Below are 17,552 nucleotides of genomic sequence, written 5' to 3' on the forward strand. Positions count from 1 at the left end.
AGGGAGTATTCGTCGATGGAGGCTTTGTTCTCGATGTGGCCGGAGCCTGTTCCCAGGGAGTCCTTGGTCAAGGTGAAGGGCTCGTTGGTCACCGGCAGCGTGAACGACTGCTTCTCAGGGACCTGAATCACGCCGAGCTTATAACCTTGTTCGTGGCGGGAAGGAGACCCCGCCGCGGCGACTTCCACCTCAACGACGCCCGGACCCAAAGCAATGACTTGGTCACCCTTGCTGAAGAGGTTACTTCCGAGCGTCTCACCATTCTGACGAACCGTCCACCGGAGTGATGACGCATATGTGCTCGTGTCCAGATACAGGGAACCGCCGGCCACATCGTCGATGATGTAGCGGTCGACGGCGCCCAGAGACTCCAGTACGCCCGAACCCGGGGCGGCCGTGCTGCCGGAAAGGTCAATTGAGGGTGCGCCATCGAAGTTGACATGGAACACGTGGGGTGTGACAAGGCCAAGACTCAAGCCAATATTGTCGATGGCCAATGCCGCGCCCTTGCTGGCAGTCACATTAACCGGCTTGACGACTACGTCAAGGAGAGTGCTGAAGTGATCAACAACTACCCGGTGTGTGGCGACCCTAAACTCTGCGCCGCTTGCTGTCTCTCCAACGCGTGACGAGCCTTCTTCCTCGACAGTCCGGTAGAGCCTACCGCCGACATACAGGTTGAACGATGATGATGACGGCCAGGGCCCGAACTTGATGACGTCGAAGCTCAGTGTCACGTCATCGTGGTGGGGCAGCGCGGGGACGTAGAACCGCAGTTCTTCTGTTCCCGCCACAGGGCCAGCGAAACGCGAGAGCCCCGACTCGGCCCCGAGCCTTACCTGATCAAAGTTGTTCGGAATCTCTCCTTCGAAGTCCTGCAGAACCACTCCCGCATCGTCAGCAAGTAGATCTCCCACTTTGACAGAGTCGCGCTCGACTTCCGCGGCCGTGGCGGCGAACGCCCAACTACCGCCCGCGAGAACGTCGAGCTCGCAGTCGTCGAAAGCCGGACCGGCTGGTACGCCATACTCCGCGCAGAGGCCTCGTGCATCAAATCGCTCCGCCGCGCTGAAGTCACCTCGCGTCGTGATGTTTCTGGGGTAGCTCAGGTCCGTGTGAGTGGCGGACGAAGAACCTTCGGAATACGTAAAGAGCGACTCGCTCTCTCGGATTCGCCAGCTATCTGCGTAGTAGTCGTGAATCGACTGGGCAGGGGCGCTCGTCCTGAGCTGGGTGCCGTCGCGAAGCCTAAGATCGTTCTGGAAGTCCCCGTCATAGTCTCCGAGCAGCCCTGCTGTCGCACCGCGGTACACGTCTGGAATCGCGAGCCCGACCGAACCAACGCCAGCCCGATAGCTCCACTCCACTGTAATCGGAGTAGCCGACGCCGCTGTGACGATGTCGGCCACAACTACGCCTTCGTGGCGGACAAGTGTGGAGCTGTCCGAGAACATGTAGCCCGCGCCCTCGCTCAGCGCGCTACTATCGCCGTCGATCCAGACGCCACCTGTCGCATCAAGCTCCACGACTGATCCAGCAATCTCGAATGCCAATGATCCCATCCCGGAGAAATCGCGAAGCATCGGGATGAATCTACTCTGGAGATTCCATGCGCCTCCCGCGATATCAAGAAGATGGAACTCGCCGACCGACTGAAGGTCATAGTTGAGGCCGTCAAGGGTGATAAGATGTGGGTCGCCCGAAACTCTCGCGGGTGAAGTGCCAACAGTCTCGGCGTCTCCTACCTCTACTGCGCCGAGATCCTCGAGAAGGGCGTCCACTTCGTTCGCTGCCATGCCTGCGATCACTGCGGCGACTGCAGGTTCAGCGAGCAGGACTGCAACGTCCTTTGCCTCTTTGCATGCCAGGGTCGCGACGCTCACGGATCCGAATCGCGGACCGAGGTGGTTGAACTTCTCCAAGCACCACGCATCCTGTTCGTAGGTGCCCCACTTAATCGGAACTCGAGCGCCCGGTCTGGTCGCGCGGGTATCGCCCTTGGGGACGACCCGAGTAATCGTCTTGTTTCCCCGGGGCACCTTCACGGTGCGTGCCGGAACCCGAGGAAGCTCGGTCAGAAACTCGTCGACTTCTTCGGGCTCCTCGTTCTCGTCCTCGCCCGAAGCGCTGCAAGAGGTCGCTTCCTCCTTCACGATGAGCAGTCCCTGCTGGCCAGGCGCCTCGGTGACGTTATAGCGCATGTCAACTGTCGTGCCGTCCGGGCATCTCCCGTAGTCCTCGACGGCAAACTCGTCGCTATAGGCTCCCGTTGCGGTTCCGCGTCGGGCGTTGCTCCACAGAGTCTCCCTTGCGCCGCGCACATAGCTGTCGAGTTGTGCGCCCGCAGCGGCCGTCGTGCCGTTGCCGGCCAGTTTGACTTCGTAGATATCGACCGGAGCGTTCGCTGGATCGGCGATGCCAAATTGATGGGTGACCACGTCGGCGCGCCCGGACGATGCGGTGAGGTTAGCGTCGATCCGGCGGAGCCGCGTTTCCCAGTAGACGCTTCCCTCGCCGTGCTGTCCTTCCAGGTGATTGATCAGGCGGGCCTGTGCGATTCGCTCGGCTTGGCGAACCTCGGGGTCCGAGCAGAAACCCCGGGGAACGACAAATAATGTTGCCGCATTAAAGCACTCTCGCGATATTCTGCCGTTCGTCCGAACGGTGCGCCCGTTTATGCAGAGATCACTGCGGGAAAACTCGCGGCGGTCGAGTGGTGCGCATTCCGCCGCCTTGGGCATAATTTGCTCAGGAGGCGATAACGTCGAGCGTGCGGCGGCGGCTTCGCCGGGCGCGATTGAAATTGTACTAGCGGCGATCGCGATTGTCGCAAGTGCTCCCCATGCTATCTTCACGATCGGGCGTCTCCTGATTTGGTCTGATGTTGAATGGACAATTGGGGCTCAGCTCGAAGGTGCAGCCATGTGGAACATGGTGGTGCCAGGACTTCTCACGGCCCAGAGTGGTGACATAGGTCCCATCTGGACGTCGACTGCGAAGAACGTGTTCAGCGATCCGTCCTGGATCACCGAGACGAGCTGTCCTGGCGCGTGCCACCCCTGGACGCGATGGACACGTTTCTTGGGCTGCAGATGGACGTCGACCGGTAGCCCGGGTGGGGTCGTGAGCGTACCGGTCTCGACCTCGAGCACCGAGAGCCGCATGGATCTTCTGACAAGAAGATGTCGTCCGTCGGGGCTCCATGACCGAGTACCGTGGAGGCTGTACTCGCCGATATCCGCGACAGTGTCGCCTGTCTCGATATCGATGACCAGCGTCGAACAGAAACTCATGCCGGGCTCTGGTGGGCGTGGCGCGACCGATATCGCAAGTCGGCTCCCGTCCGGCGAGAGCTGAGCGGCTGTCAGCGCTTCATCGCCGAGGATGATTTCATGCCCGAGAATCTTGAGATAGGGTTCGAGCTCGCCCGTCGAGCTTGCGGAGCTGAGCGTGGTCGTGGTCGTCGAATCTAGAACTTCGGTCCCCGCGCTGTTGAACTGCTTGGTGGTCCAGGAAAGGGCTGAGGCAGAGACATTCAGTCCCGCGTCGAAGCACTGGCGAAGCCTCTCCGATGGTCTGACTGTGATTTCGGCGATCTGTGTCCGCTCGAGGGTTGCGAGGGACGTCCGCATGGTTGTCGTCGTGCCAGTCCCGACACCGACCCATCGGTGATGCGACGTCACGACGGTTGACCCGTCGGCGCTCAGGTATGCGTCGAAGCGCTCCGGCCCGTCGTCGATGCGCGGGAGGCGGCGGAGCTCGAGCGTTCTCGGGTCTGCGACATGGGGGACGTGCGCTGACACGTCCCACGCGACGAAGGGACTGTGTTCGAGCCCGGGCTCAAGGTCGGCGTCGACAAAGCGGTACTCTGGAATGTCCGGCACGGGTCGTACCGTAGATGGGTGGGACTCTGGGCGCAAGTGCGCGGGCTGCGGTGAACGTCTAGAGCGTCGCGCTCCACCGGCTCTCGACGACCTCGCGGCCCGCGACGTCGAGCGTGCGGCGGCGGCCGTCGGCGGCGAGGCCCGCTCCGGCGAGGAAGTGCTCGCGACCCTCGTCGCCCGCGAGCACCCACGCGGAGACCTCCTCGGCACCGTCCTGGCGCAGGCGGTCGACGGCCGCGGAGAGCAGGCGCGAGCCGTGGCCCTTGCGGCGCTCGTCGGGCGCGACCTCGAGCCCGACGATCGCGCCCGGCGAGAGCGCGGCGTACCCGACGACGCGCGGGCCGGCACACGCGACGAGCACGGCGAAGCCGGGCCCGGGCGGCGTCCCGACGGCCGTCGCCCACTGGGAGCGGAAGCCGTCGACGTCGAGCCGGTCGAGGACGTCGGCGCCGAGGACGTCTGCGTGCGTCGCGCGCCACGCAGTGATCTGGAGGTCGGCCATCGCGACCTCGTCGCCCGGCACGGCCGGGCGGACGGAGACGTCCGCGGTCGGGGAGAACAGGCTCATGGGTCCAGTCTCTCCCGTCCGCGGACGTCCCGGTGACGGGTCCCGGTCGCCCGTCGGGTCAGTGCGTCGCGACCGCGGCGTTCGCGGCCCTCTGGTGGGCGGTGAGCGACATCCGGTCGATCCACGCGAGGGAGAGCGCCGAGACGACGAACGCGAGATGGATGATCGTCTGCCAGAGCATGACCTCGCCCGTGATGCGGCCCGAGCTCGACTCGATGAACGTCCGCAGGAGGTGGACGGAGGAGATGCCGATGATCGACATCGCGAGCTTCGTCTTGAGGACGTTCGCGTTGACGTGGCTGAGCCACTCGGGCTGGTCCGGGTGGCCGTCGAGGCGCATGCGGGAGACGAATGGCTCGTAGCCGCCGACGATCACCATGATGAGGAGGTTGGAGATCATGACGACGTCGACGAGCCCGAGCACCGCGAGCATGATCTCCTCGGCGCCGAACGCGTGCTCGACGACCGTGTGCGTCACGGGGTCCTCTGTTCGTGTGGACGCCCGTGAAGCCGCCGACGAGCAGGTGCCAGAGCTCCTTGAGGAACTGCCACACGTAGACGACCTGCGCGACGATGAGGCCGAGGTAGAGGGGCGCCTAGAGCCAGCGGGAGGCGAAGATCATCGCGCCGAGCGACGAGCTGTAGCGAGGTCCGGCGAGCGTCGGGTCGGTCTGGGGCTGGTCGTGCTCGGTCATGGCGGCCTTCCGGTCGTCAGGTGCGGGGAGCTTCAGGGTAGGGGCGTGGGGTCGTGACGCCGACGTCTGCGCAGGATGTGGACGCGCCCGGTGCCCGCACCCGCGGTTCAGAGCGCGACGTAGACCGTCTCGAGGTACTCCTCGAGCCCCGCCTCGCCGCCCTCGCGGCCGAGCCCTGACATCTTCACGCCGCCGAACGGCGCGCTCGCGTCGGACACCATGCCGCGGTTGAGGCCGATCATCCCGGCCTCGAGCTCGTCCGCGAGGCGCATCGCGGTGCGGAGGTCGCGGGTGTGCGCGTAGGCGACGAGGCCCGCGTCGGTGTCGTTCGCGAGCGCGACGCCCTCCTCGAGGGTGCCGAAGCGCGTCACGGGGGCGACGGGTCCGAAGATCTCTGCGCGCAGCACGTCGGAGCCGGCGGGGACGTCGGCAAGGAGCGTCGGTGCGAAGAAGTGCCCGGGCCCGCCGGGCCGGGACCCGCCCGTCGTCACGCGCGCGCCGTCGGCGAGCGCGGCCGCGACGGTCTCGTCCATGCGGTCGACGGCGGACGCCTCGATGAGCGGCCCGACGGTGACGTCGTCGCGCGCGCCGGGGCCGACGACGAGCCGTGCGAACGCGTCCGTGAGCCGCGCCGTGAGCTCGCCCGCGACGCCCTCCTGCGCGTAGATGCGGTTCGCGGCGACGCACGTCTGACCGGAGTTGCGCATCTTCGCCTGCAGGAGGCTCGTCACGGCGAGGTCGAGATCGGCGTCGTCGCACACGAGGAACGGCGCGTTGCCGCCGAGCTCCATCGACGTGCGCAGGACGCCCTGGGCGGCGCCCGCGAGGAGCGTGCGACCCACCTCCGTCGAGCCCGTGAAGGAGAGCTTGCGCAGCCGGCGGTCGGCGAGCAGCGGCTCGGTGAGCCGGCCCGCGCTCGTGCCCGTGACGACGTTGAGGACGCCTGTCGGCAGGTCGTGGCTCGCGAGCACCGAGCGGACGACCTCGGCGACGAGCATCGTCGTCAGCGGGGTCAGGCGCGCGGGCTTGACGACGACCGTGCAGCCCGCGGCGAGCGCGGGCGCGATCTTGCGGGTCGCCATCGCGAGCGGGAAGTTCCACGGGGTGACGAGGAGGCAAGGCCCGACGGGCCGGCGCGAGACGATCTGCCGCGCACCGCCCGCGGGGGCGGTGCGGACGAGCCCGTCGACGCGGACGGCCTGCTCGGCGTACCAGCGGACGTAGTCGGCGCCGTAGGCGAGCTCGGCGCGCGACTCGGTGAGCGGCTTGCCGCCCTCGGCCGTGACGAGCGCGGCGATCTCCTCGCCGCGCGCGAGGAGCGTGCGGTGGACGTCGTGGAGGACGTCGGCGCGTGCGCGCGGCGTGGCGGCGCGCCACGCGGGCGCGGCGTCGGCCGCCGCGTCGAGCGCCGCGAGCGCCGTGGTGCCGTCGGCGTCCGCGACCTCGGCGAGGACGTCGCCCGTCGCGGGGTCGTGGACCTCGAAGGTGCTCGCCGCGGGCTGCCACGCGCCGCCGACGAGAGAGCCGGTGGGGAGGTCGTGGGCGAGGGGCGTCGGTGCCATGCGTCCATCATCCGCCGCACCGGCCCTCGGCGCAGGCCGATCCCGTAGGCTTCCGAACATGACGGCCAGGCACCCCGACACGCAGTATGAGGACCTCCTGCGGGACGTGCTCGAGCACGGCACTCCGAAGTCTGACCGCACCGGGACGGGCACCCGCTCCGTCTTCGGGCGGCAGCTGCGCTGGGACCTTGCGCAGGGCTTTCCGCTCGTCACGACGAAGCGCGTTCATATGCGGTCCGTGGTGGGGGAGCTGCTCTGGTTCTTGCGGGGCGACTCGAACGTGCGGTGGCTGCAGGACAACGGCGTTCGCATCTGGAACGAGTGGGCCGACGACGAAGGCGAGCTCGGTCCGGTCTACGGGGTCCAGTGGCGTTCGTGGCCGACGCCCGACGGCGGTCACATCGATCAGATCACCAAGGTGATCGAGGACCTGCGCGCGAACCCGGACTCGCGGCGTCATCTTGTCTCGGCATGGAACGTCTCGGAGCTCGACAAGATGGCGCTCGCACCCTGCCACGCCTTCTTTCAGTTCTACGTCGCGGACGGCCGGCTCTCGTGCCAGCTTTACCAGCGGTCAGCCGACATGTTCTTGGGCGTGCCGTTCAACATCGCGTCGTACGCGCTGCTCACGCACATGGTCGCGCAGCAGACCGGCTATGAGGTCGGGGACTTCGTGTGGACCGGCGGCGACGTTCACGTCTATGACAATCACCACGAGCAGGTGCGTGAGCAGCTGAGCCGTGAACCCTATGAGTTCCCGACGCTCGATCTTCGCAAGGCCGCCTCGATCTTCGACTACACCTTTGACGATGCCGTGCTCACCGGCTACGAGCACCATCCCGCGATCTCGGCGCCGGTTGCAGTGTGAACGCCCCATTCGACGCCCGCCCAGCGGGCACGTGGCTCGGCATGATCTGGGCGCAGGATGCCGAGCGTGGCATCGGCCGTGACGGGGACCTGCCGTGGCACCTGCCCGAGGACCTCGCGTTCTTCCGTGACCGCACGCGCGGACACGCAGTTCTGATGGGCCGCGCCCAGTGGGAGTCGCTTCCGGATCGCGTCCGTCCGCTTCCGGGGCGACGCAACATCGTTCTTTCTCGTGACCCCACCTATGACGCACCCGGCGCCAGCGTGGTCACGAGTCTCACGGACGCACTCGAGGCCGTCACAGGCGAGCGGTCATGGGTGATCGGCGGCGGACAGCTGTATGCGCTCGCGATGCCGTATGCCGACGAGCTGGTCGTGACGCAGATCGACGGCACGTTCGACGCCGACGTCCATGCTCCTGAGGTGGGGCCCGAGTGGGTGCGGGTCGAACGCACACCCGAGCAGGGCTGGACTCAGGCCTCGAACGGCATGCGCTTCGCGATCGAACGCTACGTGCGGGCGGACGAGGTCGCCCCGACCATCTAGGTGCGCGGTCCGCAGGGCGTGCCGAGCAGCGGGAGGCCGGTCGCGCGCGATAGGTTGGCCTCCATGACGCAGACCCCCGGGCGCCCGTTCGGCGCCGTGCTTACCGCGATGGTCACCCCGATGAGGCCCGACGGCTCCGTCGACGTCGACGCCGGGGTTGCGCTTGCGAAGCATCTTGTCGACCACGGGCACGACGGGCTCGTCCTCAACGGAACGACGGGTGAGTCGCCCACGACCCACGCCCCCGAGAAGGCCGAGCTGGTCGCGGCGGTCGTCGCGGCGGTCGGGGACCGCGCGCGCATCGTGGCTGGCGCGGGATCCAACGACACAGCGCACGCCGTGCGCATGGCCGAGCAGGCAGCCGAGGCTGGCGCTCACGGCCTTCTCGTCGTCTCCCCGTACTACTCGCGCCCCTCGCAAGAGGGCGTCTACCGCCACACGCTCACCGTCGTTGAGGCGACCGGTGTCCCCGTCATGCTCTACGACGTTCCGGGGCGCACCGGGGTGCGCTTCGCGCCGTCAACGATCGCGCGCCTCGCCGAGCACAGCAATGTCGTGGCCGTCAAGGACGCGACGGGCGACATCTATGGCGCCTCGAAGCTCATCGCCTCAACTGGACTCGCGTGGTACTGCGGTGACGACGCGCTCTACCCGGCCTACCTCGCATACGGCGCAAGCGGAATCGTCTCCGTCGCCGGTCACGTCGTCGGCGACCAGCTTGCCGAGATCACGCGCGCCTTCGACGAAGGCGATCACGCACGCGCCTGGTCAACGTTCTCGTCTATCACCGAAGCGATCGACGCCGTCAACGGCGCGGGCTTCCAGGCGGTCATGGCCAAGGCTGCGTGCGAGCTCCTCGGCCTTGTGCCCACCCGAACCCTCCGGCTGCCCCAGGTGGCAGCCACCGACGACGAGGTCGCCGTCGTCCGCGCCCACCTCGTGGCCGCGGGACTGCTCGACCCGTCCCACTGAAAGGCACCCCTATGAGCAACGCTCACCCCGAGCTGCCCGCACCTCCGCCGCTTCCCGCCGGCGGGCTGCGCGTCGTTCCGCTCGGCGGACTCGGTGAGGTCGGTCGCAACATGTCCGTCCTTGAGTTCGACGGCAGGCTCCTCGTCATCGACTGTGGCGTCCTCTTTCCCGAGGACCACCAGCCGGGCGTCGACCTCATCCTGCCCGACTTCAGCTACATCGCCGATCGCGTCGACGACATCGAGGCGATCATCCTCACGCACGGTCACGAGGACCACATCGGTGGCGTCCCGTACCTCCTGCGCCTGCGCCGCGACATTCCCATCGTCGGCTCGCAGCTGACGCTGGCCTTCATCGAGGCCAAGCTCAAGGAGCACCGCATCACCCCCGTGACGTTCGCCGTCAAGGAAGGTCGCACCGAGTCCTTCGGCGTCTTCGAGTGCGAGTTCATCGCCGTCAACCACTCGATTCCCGACGCACTCGCGGTCGCGGTCACGACGCCCGCGGGCACGGTGCTCAACACGGGCGACTTCAAGATGGACCAGCTTCCTCTTGATGGCCGCATCACCGACCTGCGGGCGTTTGCCCGCCTGGGTGAGAAGGGCGTCGACCTCTTCATGGTCGACTCGACCAACGCTGAAGTTCCCGGCTTCGTCACGGGCGAGCAGGAGATCGGCCCCGTTCTCGAAGGGGTCTTTGACCAGTGCGACGGCCGCATCGTCGTCGCGTCCTTCGCCTCGCACGTGCATCGCGTCCAGCAGGTGCTCAACGCCGCTCACGCACACGGTCGCAAGGTCGCCTTCGTCGGGCGCTCGATGGTCCGCAACATGGGTATCGCAGCCGACCTCGGCTACCTCCACGTGCCCGACAACCTGCTCGTCGACCTCAAGAAGGTCGACTCGCTCCCCGAGGACCAGGTCGTCCTCATGTGCACGGGATCGCAGGGCGAGCCCATGGCGGCGCTCAGCCGCATCGCAAACCGCGACCACAAGGTGTCCGTCGGCCCCGGCGACACCGTGATCCTCGCGTCCTCGCTCATCCCGGGCAACGAGTCCTCGGTCTTCCGCGTCATCAACGGCCTCACGCGCCTCGGCGCGCGCGTCGTGCACTCGGGCAACGCCAAGGTGCACGTCTCGGGTCACGCGAGCGCGGGTGAACTCATCTACTGCTACAACATCCTGCGTCCGCGCAACGTCATGCCGATTCACGGCGAGGTCCGCCACCTCGTGGCGAACGGCGCGCTCGCCGTGCGCACGGGCGTCCCCCCGGAGCGCGTTGTCCTTGCCGAGGACGGCTTCGTCATCGACCTCGTCGACGGCAAGGCCTCGATCGTCGGAGCGGTCCCGTGCGGTTACGTGTACGTCGACGGCTCAAGCGTGGGCGAGCTCACCGACGCCGAGCTCAAGGACCGTCGGATCCTCGGGGAAGAGGGCTTCATCTCGATCTTCGCGGTCGTCGACTCGTCCTCGGGCAAGGTTGTGGCCGGGCCTGAGATCCACGCGCGTGGCTTCGCGGAGGACGACGCCGTGTTCGACGGCATCCTGCCGCAGCTCACTGACTCGCTCGAGGAGGCGGCCTCGGGCGGCAACGTCGACACCCACCAGCTTCAGCAGGTCATGCGCCGCGTCGTGGGACGGTTCGTGTCGAACCGTCTGCGCCGCCGTCCGATGATCGTCCCGGTCGTCGTCGAAGCCTGACGCACCGAACACGTCGTCCCGGGACCCTCGACGGTCCCGGGACGACGTCGTTCACGGACGATGTGACGTTTCTCGGGCCGCGCCGTTGCACGGCTGCAACGACCGTCGTTGGTAAGTTCGGGACCATGGCGACACGTGGCTCCTCAGCACCCTCCGCGAAGCGTGGCACGACGGCGGCGCGCGGCGCCGGCGCGTCCTCGCGCGCATCCGGAGCGGCTCGCGGCAGCTCCGGTCGACGCGCCCCGCAGCCTGAGCCGACCCCTCCGCCTCTCCTGCTCCGCATGATCAAGGGCGCCTGGATGGGCACCGCGCACCTCATCGGCGGGGGCTTCCGCGGCGTCGGGCGCGGTGCGCGCGACCTCGACCCCGCCCACCGTCGCGACGGCGTGGCCTTGCTCCTGCTCGCGCTGACGATCATCGTCGCCGGACGCGAGTGGTTCAGCCTCGACGGCTTCGTCATGGAGTGGGTCCACATCGCCGTCGCCGGGCTTCTCGGCGTCGTCGGAGTCGTGCTCCCCGTCCTTCTCGGATGGCTCGCCGTGCGCTTCATGCGCGCGCCTCAGGAGGGTGCCGAGACGAGCCGTCAGGGCATCGGCATCACCGCCATCCTCATCGCGGTGTGCGGCGTCGTCGCGATCGCGGCCGGGCGCCCCGTGCCGGCGGGCGGCTGGGCGGGCCTGCGCGACGCAGGTGGTGCGATCGGCTACGGGGTCGGAAACTCGCTCGTCGCCGCACTGAGCGCCTGGATCGCCGTGCCCGTGCTCATCCTGCTCGCATTCTTCGGTCTGCTCGTCCTCACCGCGACGCCCATCAACCAGATCGTCCCGCGCCTGCGCCAGCTCGTGGGGCGTGGCCCGCTCGACGACCCGGACGACGCGACCACTGCGCTCGAGCTCGCGGCCGGTGTGTCGCGGCACGACGGCACGGATGCGCCCGAGCCTGCCGCGCGACGGCGCCGGTTCGGCCGACGCCGCGACAGTGCGGCGGACGAGACCCCGACGACCACGTTCGCCGAGGGTGAGGGTCCGCGGCCCTTCGAGTCTGCAGCGATGCGTGAGATCGAGCCCGGCGAGACCGACGCGACCGCGGTCGTCGAACACGTCGCCACGGCGGTGAAGGCCGTGCGTGAGCCGGCCGCGACCGCACCGACGGCGCCCACGGCGCCGCCCGACGCGGGGCCGGACCTCGTCGAGGAGCGCGCCGAGGAGCGCGCCGCACCGCCGACCTCGGCCGTGCCCCAGGGCGAGCAGCCCATGCTCGGCGGTGACATCGTCTACGTGCTCCCGGGTGAGGAGACCCTGCTCACGGGGCCGCCCCACAAGGTGCGCTCGGCTGCGAACGACCGCGTCGTGGAGTCACTGACGAACGTCTTCGAGCAGTTCGGGATCGATGCGAAGGTCACCGGGTTCTCGCGGGGACCCACGGTCACGCGCTACGAGGTCGAGCTCGGCCAGGGCACCAAGGTCGAGAAGATCACCAACCTCTCGAAGAACATCGCCTACGCCGTCGCGAGCGCCGACGTGCGCATCCTCTCGCCGATCCCCGGCAAGTCCGCGATCGGAATCGAGATCCCCAACGCCGACCGTGAGACCGTCGTCCTCGGCGACGTGCTGCGCTCCTCGGTCGCGCGGCGCACCGAGCACCCCATGGTCATCGGCATCGGTAAGGACGTCGAGGGCGGGTACGTCGTGGCGAACCTCGCCAAGATGCCGCACATCCTCGTGGCCGGCGCGACCGGCGCCGGCAAGTCGAGCTTCGTCAACTCGATGATCGTCTCGCTCCTCATGCGGGCGACCCCCGACCAGGTGCGCATGGTCCTCGTCGACCCCAAGCGCGTCGAGCTGACGATCTACGAGGGCATCCCGCACCTCATCACGCCCATCATCACGAACCCGAAGAAGGCCGCCGAGGCCCTCGAGTGGGTCGTGCGCGAGATGGACGCGCGATACGACGACCTCGCGATGTTCGGTTACAAGCACATCGACGACTTCAACGCAGCCGTGCGCTCGGGCAAGGTCACCCCGCTGCCCGGGTCCGAGCGCAAGATCGCGCCCTACCCGTACCTGCTCGTCGTCGTCGACGAGCTCGCGGACCTCATGATGGTGGCGCCACGTGACGTCGAGACCTCGATCCAACGCATCACGCAGCTGGCCCGTGCGGCCGGGATCCACCTCGTTCTTGCGACGCAGCGACCCTCGGTCGACGTCGTCACGGGCCTCATCAAGGCCAATGTCCCCTCGCGACTCGCGTTCGCGACCTCGTCGCTCACTGACTCCCGCGTCGTGCTCGACCAGCCGGGTGCCGAGAAGCTCATCGGCCAGGGTGACGCGCTCTTCATGCCCATGGGTGAGGCCAAGCCCGCCCGTGTCCAGGGTGCCTGGGTCGAGGAGAAGGAGATCGCGGCGGTCGTCGCGCACGTCAAGGAACAGCTCAAGCCGATCTACCGCGAGGACGTCACGGTCGCTGCGGCGAAGAAGCAGGTCGACGACGACATCGGCGACGACCTCGACGTGCTGCTCCAGGCGGCGGAGCTGGTCATCACGTCGCAGTTCGGCTCGACGTCGATGCTGCAGCGCAAGCTTCGTGTCGGCTTCGCCAAGGCGGGTCGACTCATGGATCTGCTCGAGTCGCGTGAGATCGTCGGCGCGTCCGAGGGGTCCAAGGCGCGCGATGTCCTCGTGCAGCCCGAGAGCCTCGCCGCGACGCTAGCGATGCTCCGTGGCGAGGACGCACCCGCGGCGAGCGCTCCCGACGACGACCGGAGCGCTCCTGTGGACAGGTATGCGGACGGTGTCGTCTCTGGTCGTCCCCCTCTCGTCGAGGACGGCGAGGATGGCGAGGACGGCGACGACTCAGAGGACGCCTGGTCGCTCACGGGACGCTGACGGCGCCCTGCGCACTGACGCTCACCTCGTCGTGGCGTCGGGTCGTCGTGTCGTCGGGGACGGAGCCGATCGGCTAGTCCGTGGACCCTGGACGGGGCTCGACGGTGACCGTGGCCGTGGCGATGGGCGGCTCACGGCGCTCGGGAGCGGTCGAGTCGACCGCCTCCTCGACGTCCTTGAGGCGTGAGCCGAGCGTCTTCTCCGAGAGCCGCCCGACGGGACCGTCCAGGTCGGCGAAAGCGTGGATGCGGTGTCCACCGAGACGGTCGACCGTGATGCCCGCCCACTCGACGCCGGTGACGTGCGCGGGGCCGCCGGCCGAGCGGTGGACGGTCGCGATCATGAGCAGACCGTTGGCGGTCTGCGCGGAGCAGCAGTTGCCGTCCTGGTTGGACACCATGTTGCCCAGCCCGTAGCCGACCCACATGCCTGCGCCGTCGGGGCCACCCGTGAGCTTGGCGAAGGGCTGGGGTACGTGCGCGTGGTGCCCGATGAGCAGGTCGACCTCGCCCGAGTCGGCGAGCGCCTGCGCGAGCTCGCGCTGCTGCTCGGTCGGGGCCGTCACGTACTCGCTGCCCGCGTGCATCGAGACGAGGACGACGTCTGCGCCCTCGGCGCGTGCTCGGTGCGCAGCCGAGATCATCTCCTCGGCGTCGAGCATCGTCACCGACCAGGGCTTGTCCGCGTCGACGGGCATGCCGTTGGTCCCGTAGGTGCCCGAGAGGTGGGCCACGACCGTCGTCTGGTCCTTGGTCTCGAGGACGTAGCGCTGCGCCTGCAGCGACTCCGATGACGAGCGTGCTGTGCCCACGTGACCCAGGCCCTCGGCGTCGAAGACGTCGAGCGTGCGCGCAAGGCCAGCGAAGCCCTTGTCGACGGAGTGGTTGGAGGCGGTGGAGCAGCCGTCCCAGCCCTGCGCGGCGAGGTCACGGACGAGCGCCGGGGTCGTCCCGAACATGGGGTACCCAGAGACCGGTCGGCCCGTGGGTGCGACCGGAACCTCCATATGGCACAGCGCGAGGTCAGCGCCCTGGACCCACGCGTCCAGGCCAGCGAGCAGGGGGCGGAAGTCGTAGCCGTCGCCCGTGCGCGCTGACGTCATCACGGGGGTGTGCGGGAGCACGTCGCCGGCCGCCAGGATCGTGAGGTCGACGTCGGGTGTTGGCTCCGGGGTCGGTTGAGGGCTCCGCGAAGGGCTCGGCGTGGGGGCCGCTCCGGGCGTCGTCGTCGTCGCCGCGGACGTCCCTGGAGGGCGAGAGTCGAACAGGTCAGGGAGGGTGAGCGCGGCGGCGACGCCGCCACCGACGACGAGCACCAGGGTCGTGACGAGTGCGACCCGCCGAGGGCGGCGGGTGCCATGGGCGGCGTGGTTCTGGGCGTGGCGCATCACACCCGGGAGACTACCGCCGGAATCGCGCTTGACTGCACCTATCCTGGGAGGGTGACAGGCAACGGGAGCATGTGGCGCACGCAGTGGAACATCGCGAACGCGGTGACCGCGGCGCGTATCGGCATGGTTCCGTTCGTCGCGGTCGCGTTGTTCGTCGACGGCGGTGACTCCGTCGTGTGGCGCCTCGTCGCCACGGCCCTCTTCGTCGTCGCCGCTGTGACGGACAAGGTCGACGGACATCTGGCGCGTAGCCGTGGGCTCGTCACGGACCTCGGCAAGCTGCTCGACCCGATCGCTGACAAGGCGCTCATCGGCACCGTGCTCGTCGGCCTGTCGCTGCTCGGTGAGCTCTGGTGGTGGGTCACGCTCGTCATCCTGGTGCGTGAGCTCGGGATCACGGTCATGCGGCTCCTCGTCATGGAGCGGTTCGTTCTCGCTGCCTCGCGCGGGGGCAAGCTCAAGACCGTGCTGCAGTCGGTCGCGCTCGCGATCCTTCTCCTTCCGCGCAACGTCCTGCCTGAGATCGTCCACACGGCGGGCTATGTCGTCATGGGCATCGCCGTCGCGGTCACCGTGGTGACGGGCGTCGACTATGCGGTCCGGACGCTTCGCAACCCCGTGGTGCGTGAGGGCCGGGCGTGACGATCCTCGCGTCCGCCGCTGACGCCCTTCTCGCTGCGGCGAAGGAGCGTGGCCTGACGATCGGGGTGGCCGAGTCCCTCACGGGCGGGCTGCTGTGCTCAGAGCTTGTCGGCCCGCCGGGCGCGTCCGACGTCGTGCGCGGCGGGGTCGTGGCGTACGCGACGGACGTGAAGTCGTCGGTCCTCGGAGTCGATCCTCATCTTCTTGCGACACGCGGGCCCGTGGATGCCGAAGTGGCACGCCAGATGGCGCTCGGAGCTGCACGCGTGCTGAGTGCGCGGTGCGGCCTCGCGACGACGGGTGTCGCCGGCCCCGGGCCGCAGGGGGGCATCCCTGCGGGCCGCGTCCACATCGCTGCCTGTCTCGACGGCGTCGTCACCGAGCGGCGCCTCGACCTGCCCGGTGAGCGCGGTGCCGTGCGCGAGCGCGCCGCGCTCGGGGCGATCGAGCTGCTTCACGAGATCGTCACCCGGTGAGCCCGCCCACACCGGGAACATCGGAGGGGCTCCATGAGTTGGACAGGACATGGAGACAACATCGAGGACAGGCACGCTGGGCGCGAAAGGTCCGTCTCGCGCAGCGCGTGGACCAGCCCGACGGCATGAGCCTGTCCGAGGGACGTTGTATCCTCACCAGACCGTGACGCAACGAGGTGGAACGACGGAGAGGGGGCGCCAGATGATCGTCCTACGACGAGAGATCGGTGATGTTCTGCGCGATGCACGTCAGCGACAGGGGCGAACCCTGCGTGAGGTGTCTTCTGCAGCACGTGTGTCGCTCGGCTACCTCAGCGAGGTCGAGCGTGGTCAGAAGGAAGCGTCCTCAGAGCTGCTGGGGTCGATCTGCGAGGCGCTCGACGTCCCGCTGTCGACCGTCCTGCGTGAGGTGAGCGACCGCGTGGCGGTCGCCGAGGGTGTGTTCGTCCCGGACACTGTCCCGGACGACTTCGCGACCGCTGTGGGTCGCGTTCCGGCTCGACGCGAGCTCACTCCGATCGGCTGATGCCCGCCTGAGGTGCTTGGCATCGAGGGCAGAAGAAGATCGGACGTTCATAGGGCGGCCTGCGGGCCTGGGGGGGGGGGGGGGGGGGGGGGGGGGGGAGGNCATAGGGCGGCCTGCGGGCCTGTCGCACCGCGATCGCGGTGCGACAGCGCACGCACGGCCGCCCTAGTCGTCCGTGCACGCGCGCGTCGAGCGCGCCGAGTCCGTGTGCGACGACGCGCTCCATGCGGGAGCGCGCCGTCAGCAGCAGCGCGGTGAGCTCTGAGGCGTCGCACGCACCGACGAGACGCCACGGGTCCATGCGCCGAGCGAAGAGGGACTCGGCAGCGTAGATCGTTCCGATGCCGGCGACGCGCTTCTGGTCGAGGAGTGCTTCTGCAAGGCTCACGTGCGGACCCTCGCTCGCGTCCCGTAGCCGAAGGGCAGCGGATGCGGCATCGAAGGCCGGCGCGAGAACGTCCGGGCCGAGATGGCCGAGCAGCCGATTCTCGTCGCGCGTGCGGACGACGTTGAGCATGCCGAGATGCTCGCCGAGGGCGGTCCACCGTTCGGATGCGAGCACCGCGCGCACGAACGGGCTGCGCCCTGCCGCCTGGGGCGTTCCCGTCCGTGCGACGAACCAACGGCCTTCCATGCGGAGGTGCGCGTGAACGGTCCATCCGTCCGTCGTCCGGATGAGCAGGTTCTTGCCGTACGCCGCGACCTCGGCAACCTCGCGTCCCATGAGGCTCACCGCGCCCAGCTCGGCCCACCGGAATTCGGTGCGCACGAGGATCGAGCCACGCAAGGCAGTGTCGAGACGCGTCGCCGTGAGGCGCAGGACATCGCCCTCAGGCATCGCG

The 17,552-nt window shown here is 68.4% G+C and carries 15 protein-coding genes; 8 read left to right on the forward strand and 7 right to left on the reverse strand.

Going from position 1 to position 17,552, the window contains the following annotated elements; all coding sequences use genetic code 11:
• The 5 genes from ACTVCO_RS11030 to ACTVCO_RS11050 all read right to left on the reverse strand — a co-directional run.
• Positions 1-2,855 (reverse strand): VWD domain-containing protein (locus ACTVCO_RS11030; RefSeq protein ID WP_443728479.1); only part of this gene is annotated, 2,855 nt, incomplete at its 3' end.
• Positions 2,856-2,903: 48 nt separating this feature from the next.
• Positions 2,904-3,884 (reverse strand): hypothetical protein, encoded by a 981-nt coding sequence (locus tag ACTVCO_RS11035; RefSeq protein WP_443728480.1) that lies wholly within the window; start codon positions 3,882-3,884, stop codon positions 2,904-2,906.
• A 58-nt stretch (positions 3,885-3,942) separates the two neighbouring features.
• Positions 3,943-4,452: a GNAT family N-acetyltransferase gene (locus ACTVCO_RS11040; RefSeq protein ID WP_443728481.1), complete on the reverse strand. Its 510-nt coding sequence runs from the start codon at positions 4,450-4,452 to the stop codon at positions 3,943-3,945.
• Positions 4,453-4,510: 58 nt separating this feature from the next.
• Positions 4,511-4,930 (reverse strand): TIGR00645 family protein, encoded by a 420-nt coding sequence (locus ACTVCO_RS11045; protein ID WP_443728482.1) that lies wholly within the window; start codon positions 4,928-4,930, stop codon positions 4,511-4,513.
• Positions 4,931-5,254: 324 nt separating this feature from the next.
• Entirely contained in the window at positions 5,255-6,709 is a 1,455-nt protein-coding gene (locus ACTVCO_RS11050; RefSeq protein WP_443728483.1) for an NAD-dependent succinate-semialdehyde dehydrogenase, read from the reverse strand.
• A gap of 58 nt (positions 6,710-6,767) precedes the next feature.
• Here ACTVCO_RS11050 and ACTVCO_RS11055 point away from each other — a divergent pair, with 58 nt between their 5' ends.
• The 5 genes from ACTVCO_RS11055 to ACTVCO_RS11075 all read left to right on the forward strand — a co-directional run bounded on the left by ACTVCO_RS11055 (position 6,768) and on the right by ACTVCO_RS11075 (position 13,676).
• A complete protein-coding gene (locus ACTVCO_RS11055; protein WP_443728484.1) occupies positions 6,768-7,577 on the forward strand; it encodes a thymidylate synthase in 810 nt (269 codons plus the stop codon).
• Entirely contained in the window at positions 7,574-8,122 is a 549-nt protein-coding gene (locus tag ACTVCO_RS11060) for a dihydrofolate reductase (protein WP_443728485.1), read from the forward strand. Before ACTVCO_RS11055 ends, ACTVCO_RS11060 begins: the two co-directional genes overlap by 4 nt.
• Positions 8,123-8,185: 63 nt before the next feature.
• On the forward strand, positions 8,186-9,094 hold the full coding sequence (dapA, locus tag ACTVCO_RS11065) for a 4-hydroxy-tetrahydrodipicolinate synthase (RefSeq protein ID WP_443728486.1): 909 nt from the start codon (positions 8,186-8,188) through the stop codon (positions 9,092-9,094).
• 11 nt (positions 9,095-9,105) lie between these two features.
• Positions 9,106-10,791, forward strand: a complete 1,686-nt coding sequence (locus ACTVCO_RS11070; protein ID WP_443728487.1) for a ribonuclease J — start codon at positions 9,106-9,108, stop codon at positions 10,789-10,791.
• Between the two features lie 281 nt (positions 10,792-11,072).
• A complete protein-coding gene (locus tag ACTVCO_RS11075; RefSeq protein WP_443728488.1) occupies positions 11,073-13,676 on the forward strand; it encodes a DNA translocase FtsK 4TM domain-containing protein in 2,604 nt (867 codons plus the stop codon).
• 73 nt (positions 13,677-13,749) lie between these two features.
• Here ACTVCO_RS11075 and ACTVCO_RS11080 read toward each other — a convergent pair whose 3' ends face one another.
• Positions 13,750-15,063, reverse strand: a complete 1,314-nt coding sequence (locus tag ACTVCO_RS11080; protein ID WP_443728586.1) for a CapA family protein — start codon at positions 15,061-15,063, stop codon at positions 13,750-13,752.
• Positions 15,064-15,135: 72 nt separating this feature from the next.
• Between ACTVCO_RS11080 and pgsA the strand changes: the two genes are divergently transcribed.
• The 3 genes from pgsA (at position 15,136) to ACTVCO_RS11095 (ending at position 16,710) form a co-directional block, all read left to right on the forward strand.
• Positions 15,136-15,708, forward strand: coding sequence for a CDP-diacylglycerol--glycerol-3-phosphate 3-phosphatidyltransferase (pgsA, locus tag ACTVCO_RS11085; protein WP_443728587.1), 573 nt, complete (start codon positions 15,136-15,138; stop codon positions 15,706-15,708).
• Positions 15,705-16,184, forward strand: coding sequence for a CinA family protein (locus ACTVCO_RS11090; protein ID WP_443728489.1), 480 nt, complete (start codon positions 15,705-15,707; stop codon positions 16,182-16,184). The genes pgsA and ACTVCO_RS11090 overlap by 4 nt, the downstream gene beginning before the upstream one ends.
• 202 nt (positions 16,185-16,386) lie before the next feature.
• Complete coding sequence (locus ACTVCO_RS11095; protein ID WP_443728490.1) at positions 16,387-16,710, forward strand: helix-turn-helix domain-containing protein; 324 nt, start codon at positions 16,387-16,389, stop codon at positions 16,708-16,710.
• Here the strand turns inward: ACTVCO_RS11095 and ACTVCO_RS11100 are convergent.
• Complete coding sequence (locus ACTVCO_RS11100) at positions 16,694-17,548, reverse strand: DNA-formamidopyrimidine glycosylase family protein (protein ID WP_443728491.1); 855 nt, start codon at positions 17,546-17,548, stop codon at positions 16,694-16,696. The two genes, ACTVCO_RS11095 and ACTVCO_RS11100, sit on opposite strands and share 17 nt — an antisense overlap.
• Positions 17,549-17,552: the final 4 nt, after the last annotated feature.

It is taken from the genome of Sanguibacter sp. A247, from assembly GCF_052324925.1.
GTDB lineage: Bacteria > Actinomycetota > Actinomycetes > Actinomycetales > Cellulomonadaceae > Flavimobilis.